8 protein-coding genes are annotated in these 4,823 nt (G+C 62.5%); 6 read left to right on the top strand and 2 right to left on the bottom strand.

Features of this window, described 5'->3' with window-relative positions:
• The 6 genes from ACY693_RS15035 to draG form a co-directional block, all read left to right on the top strand.
• Positions 1 to 880: NifB/NifX family molybdenum-iron cluster-binding protein (locus ACY693_RS15035; protein ID WP_462322628.1), on the top strand; the 880-nt coding region annotated here is incomplete at its 5' end.
• Positions 881 to 1,083: 203 nt separating this feature from the next.
• Positions 1,084 to 1,362 carry a 4Fe-4S binding protein gene (locus ACY693_RS15040; protein ID WP_462322629.1) on the top strand — a complete coding sequence of 93 codons (279 nt, stop codon included), beginning with the start codon at positions 1,084 to 1,086 and terminating at the stop codon, positions 1,360 to 1,362.
• A gap of 206 nt (positions 1,363 to 1,568) precedes the next feature.
• Entirely contained in the window at positions 1,569 to 1,853 is a 285-nt protein-coding gene (locus ACY693_RS15045; protein ID WP_200242678.1) for a 2Fe-2S iron-sulfur cluster-binding protein, read from the top strand.
• 68 nt (positions 1,854 to 1,921) lie between these two features.
• Positions 1,922 to 2,269, top strand: a complete 348-nt coding sequence (locus ACY693_RS15050) for a 2Fe-2S iron-sulfur cluster-binding protein (RefSeq protein ID WP_323682987.1) — start codon at positions 1,922 to 1,924, stop codon at positions 2,267 to 2,269.
• Between the two features lie 3 nt (positions 2,270 to 2,272).
• Positions 2,273 to 3,109 (top strand): nitrogen fixation protein NifQ, encoded by an 837-nt coding sequence (locus ACY693_RS15055; protein ID WP_462322630.1) that lies wholly within the window; start codon positions 2,273 to 2,275, stop codon positions 3,107 to 3,109.
• On the top strand, positions 3,084 to 4,043 hold the full coding sequence (gene draG / locus ACY693_RS15060; RefSeq protein WP_462322631.1) for an ADP-ribosyl-[dinitrogen reductase] hydrolase: 960 nt from the start codon (positions 3,084 to 3,086) through the stop codon (positions 4,041 to 4,043). Before ACY693_RS15055 ends, draG begins: the two co-directional genes overlap by 26 nt.
• Here the strand turns inward: draG and ACY693_RS15065 are convergent.
• Both ACY693_RS15065 and ACY693_RS15070 read right to left on the bottom strand, forming a co-directional pair.
• Positions 4,040 to 4,342, bottom strand: a complete 303-nt coding sequence (locus tag ACY693_RS15065; protein WP_462322632.1) for a type I restriction-modification system subunit M N-terminal domain-containing protein — start codon at positions 4,340 to 4,342, stop codon at positions 4,040 to 4,042. The genes draG and ACY693_RS15065 overlap by 4 nt on opposite strands.
• Positions 4,343 to 4,408: 66 nt before the next feature.
• Positions 4,409 to 4,684 (bottom strand): antitoxin, encoded by a 276-nt coding sequence (locus ACY693_RS15070; RefSeq protein WP_462322633.1) that lies wholly within the window; start codon positions 4,682 to 4,684, stop codon positions 4,409 to 4,411.
• Positions 4,685 to 4,823: the final 139 nt, after the last annotated feature.

The raw sequence follows: 4,823 nt of genomic DNA on the forward strand, positions 1-4,823 counted from the left end.
GCATGGCACCTTCTACGGCCTCATGGGCCAGCGCGGACCGACCCACGATGAGCTGCAGGCCCTGCAAGATGCCTGCAGCGGCGATATGGCGATGATGCGCCACTGCCGTCAATGCCGTGCCGATGCGGTCGGCATGCTCGGTGAGGATCGCGGCGCCGAGTTCTCGGTCGAGAAGATCGAGCAGATGGACATCGACTACGCGGCCGCGATGCAGCGCCGAGCCGCGGTGCACGCGGAGATCGAGGCCAAACGCCAAGCCCAGCGCGAGGCTCGTCAACAGACGACGCAGACGCCGCGCGGTGAGGTCTTCGTTGCCCTCGACTCGCTGACTCGCCGTCGCCCGGCATCGGCCTCAAGCGAGCCGAGCGCGGTTTCTGCCCCGACCTCGGTCGCGGAAACAACATCGCTCGCAACGCACGCAGTAACACCGCTCGCATCCGCTCGGTCAGCCTCACCGCAAGCGAAGGCACCGACGGGCACAGCCAGTCGCGCACTGCGCGTCGCCGTCGCCAGCAGCGGCAGCGGCGTGATCAATCAGCACTTCGGGCATGCCCGCGAGTTCCTGGTCTATGAGGCCGACGCCCAGGACGTGCGCTTCATCGGCACCCGCCGCGTCGACGCCTACTGCACAGGCGACACGACCTGCGGCGAAGCCGAATCCGCCCTCGCGGGCACCCTGCGTGCACTCGAGGGCTGCGCCGCCGTGCTCTGCTCCAAGATCGGCATCGAGCCTTGGGACGCCCTCGAGGCTGCCGGCATCACGCCCAACGGCGAGTACGCGATGGAGCCGATCGAGACCGCCGTTGCCGCCGTCTATGCCGAGCTCGCCGCAAACGGCGCGCTCAGCCAGGCCGAGCCGATGAGCGCACTGAGCGCTTGAGCGCGTTGCAAGCAAGACGGTCGCGCGAAGACGAAAGAGCACCCCGAAGCGATTGGCCGAGCATCACCTTGTGAGTCTCGACGCAGACCGCCCAAGCACCACCGCCTCTGGGAAAGGCACGCCTGCAAACGGCTCGTCGCCTCCTCTTCGCGGCTACGCGGCCCGCGTGACACGCGGCCAGCAACAAGACTGAAGGAAACATCATGGCGTACCGAATCACTGATGGCTGTGTGAACTGCTGGGCCTGCGAGCCGCTGTGCCCAAGCCAGGCGATCCAAGCCGTTAAGCCGCATTTCATCATCGACCCGAGCCAGTGCAGTGAATGCGTCGGCGACTTCGCCGAGCCGCAATGCGCAAGCATCTGCCCGATCGAGGGCGCGATCCTCGATGCCAGCGGCATCCCCGTCAATCCGCCCGGCTCGCTGACGGGAATCCCACCCGAGCGCTGGAGCTTGGCCATGGCCGAGATCCGCGCTCGTTAAGCTGTTTTCGGCCCCGTTTAGAGCAATGACGACCGACTCCGCGGACTGAAGATGCCTGTGCCGGCCCGGAAACAGGCGCCTCGTCGTCCAAGGTGGCGACGCGCTATGAACCTTAGCGAGGCCTAGCCACAGAAGCGTCGCAAGACGGCGCCCGATGGTTCCAACCCCCCATCCCATTGCAACCAAGACCAAGAGGAATACACGACATGGCCAAGGCAAAAGTGACCTTTCAGGACATTGACCAAACCGTCAACGTCCCGGCCGGCATCCGCGTCATCGATGTCTCCGAGAAGATCGGTGCCGGCATCATCTACGGCTGCCGCGAGGGCGACTGCGGCACCTGCATGATGCACGTCGTCGAAGGCTGGAACAATCTGACCGAGCCCTCGGTGCTCGAAGAAAAGGTCTTGCGCGAGAACATGGCCAGCCGCCATGACCGCCTCGCCTGCCAAGCCCAGATCATCGGCGACTGCACCGTTAAACCAGCCTAACGCTCAACCGCACAACACAGGGCAGTGCTTCACTGCATTCCAACTCACCCCAACACGGAGCCCGACCAATGGCACTCGTGACCTTTTCCAACCCCGACTACAAAGACAAGACCGTCTACGCGGTCGCCGGCAGCCACACCGAGACCCTGCTCAAGATCGCCAAGGAGAACAAGATCCCGGTCCAATTCGACTGTCAGGACGGCGAATGCGGCCATTGCCTGGTGCGCGTGACCAGCGTCGACGAAAAGGACCGCATGGGCTATTTCTTGACCGATAAAGAGCAGACGGTGCTCAAGGAACTCGGCAAGCTGACGCAGGATCAAATCGACCAGCTTCATGTGGACGACATGCCGAGCGAATGGCGCCTGGCCTGCCAGATGATCGTTCGCGACGAAGACGTCCTGGTCGAGTACTGAGCCATGCCTGCGCCTGCTCGAGCGGCCCAAACGCCGATCAATAGCGCGAGCACCCGATCAGGGCCGGCCGATGACGGTGGCTCGGAATCGGTGCAGCGCACGGCATTGCGCTCCTTGCAAGTGCACCGGCCAGGACAGCAGGCGCAACCGCCGGCAGCGCATCAACGCGAGCACGGGCTTGATCAGGACGTCGCATACTGGCGGCACTGGCTTCTCAGCCATGCCACCGGTCGTGCCAATGACGCCATCATCGCCTCCATGCTCGCCAGTCAACGCCTCGGCCTCGGGGCCATGCCGAACTGGCTCGGTCTCACGCCCGAGGCCTTTGCGGACTTGATTGCCGATCACTTCCCGGCGCTGCGACAGACCTCGTTCCCGCAGCCCGGGCGCCAGCTCGACCCGGCCCGGGTCGATGAGCGCGACGAACTGGTTCGACTCTTGCTCAAGACACCGATGTTTAAGAGACCCATGTTTAAGAAACCGGCAGGTCGGCCTTCAGACGCGCCGACCCAGGCGACGAGCGATCCGTTCGCTGAGCCGTCCGCGCCGCGCTTAGGCGAGGAACCGAGCCCAGAGCAGCATTGGATGGCTGGGATCATAGCCGCTGGCTGCATGGGCAGCGATCATCTCTGGCAGGACCTCGGCCTGCTCCAACGCGCCGAGCTGAGCTTTCTGATGGCTCAGAATTTCCCGGCACTGGCAAGTCAGAACAGCCGCGACATGAAGTGGAAGCGCTTCTTGTACAAGCAACTCTGTGAGGCCGAGGGCATCTACACCTGCCGTTCACCCTCCTGCGAGGTCTGCGTCGACTATCATGCTTGTTTCGGGCCTGAGAACTGAATTCCTGCTGCTGGCCGAGAACGGCAGCGGCGATCTGATCAAGCGTCGCGCCATCGGTGCCTATCTGGGCCTCGCCGTTGGCGATGCGCTCGGTGCAACCGTCGAGTTCATGACCCCGCGCGAGATCCGCGACCAGTATCGCGAGCACCGCGACATCAAGGGCGGCGGCTGGCTTTGGCTACGCAAGGGCCGCGTCACCGACGATACCGAAATGGCACTTGCGCTGGGCGAAAGCATCCTCGCCGCGGGCAAGGTCGACGCCGAAGCCGCAGCCGAGGCCTTCAGCAACTGGATGCGCAGCAAACCGGTCGACATCGGCAATACCGTACGCCGCGGTATCTCTCATTACCGTCGAACTGGCGAGTGGAAGTCTCCCGAAAGCGCATTCGATGCCGGCAACGGCGCCTGCATGCGCTGCCTGCCAGTCGCCCTAGCCACGGTCGGCGCCGACGTCGACGACGTTGCCGAGGCCAATCGGCGCCAGGCCCACGTCACCCACAACAACCCGACCTCCGACGCCGGCACCCTCTGCGTCATCCGCATGGTGCAGGCCGGTCTGCTCGGTGGCACACGCAAGGATCTCAAGCTGCTGGCAGACGGACTGGTCGCTGAAGACCCGGTCTACGCGTACGACCGCAAGCGCATCGAGAACCCCAGCGGCTTCATCGCCGACACCCTGCGCACCGTGTTCCAGGCCCTGTTCGCGACAGAGGATCTCGAGTCTGCACTGATCGACGTCGTCAACCGCGGCGGCGATGCCGACACCACCGGCGCCATCCTCGGCATGATCGCCGGCGCCCTCTATGGCTCAGCCGCCCTCCCCGCGCGCTGGGTTCGGACTCTCGATCCGGAGACTCGCGACCGCTGCCTCGTACAGGCCCAGCAACTGCTCAAGCTAGCGCCGCTCTGCAGTGCACGCGCGGCGACTGGCTAAATGGTCGCGGTGGCATGGAGCTGCTTCATGGTCCACTTGCTGGTGTTGTAGAAGACGTAGCCCGCGGCCTCTTTCAGCGGCGCATCATCGAGCTCCGTCGCCTGCATCTCCTCGCGCTGGAAACGAACCTCCTCCAGAACCGCCGCCTTGCTCGGCTCCAGCAAGGTGTCGAGGCGACGCAAGACGACCATCGGCAGGATGACATCGCGATACTTGCCGCGAACATAGACATCGCGCAGACAGTCATCAGCAATGGACCAGATGAAGGAGATCAGTTTGTTGTGGGCGGCTTGGTTCACGATCGGTTGTTATTATCCTTGGTGCGGCCTCCAAAATAGTGGCGCACGTCTGTCTAACCGTATTCGTTAGCTGCCATTTTCATGCAGACGACCTTCTACATATTTGTGAAGGATACTGGCAACTAATGTTTGATACGGAATACCCTCGGCAAGGGCTTTTTTCTGTAACCCTCGGAGATCTTTTGAAGATAGACGGATATTAATCCGCGCATCTTTCTTAAACATGGCTTCGGCATACTCCTGATGCCGCTTCTGTGTCTCGGCTGCATCCTTCGCAGGTTTCACCTTACCGGATTCGTATGCCTCTAGAATCTCTCTTTCTTCTTGATCTAGCTCGCTCATTTCTTGGCACCTCGATACGCTTTGGTTGCCTTCCGACTCGGAATCACTGTCTTTAGGAAAACTTCCTCATCCGACTCGATAAACGGCACGAGGTAAACGTAATCCTCAATGGCAACCACATGGATTTGTTGCCCTGGGT

The sequence above is a fragment of the Halochromatium sp. genome, from assembly GCF_054919635.1.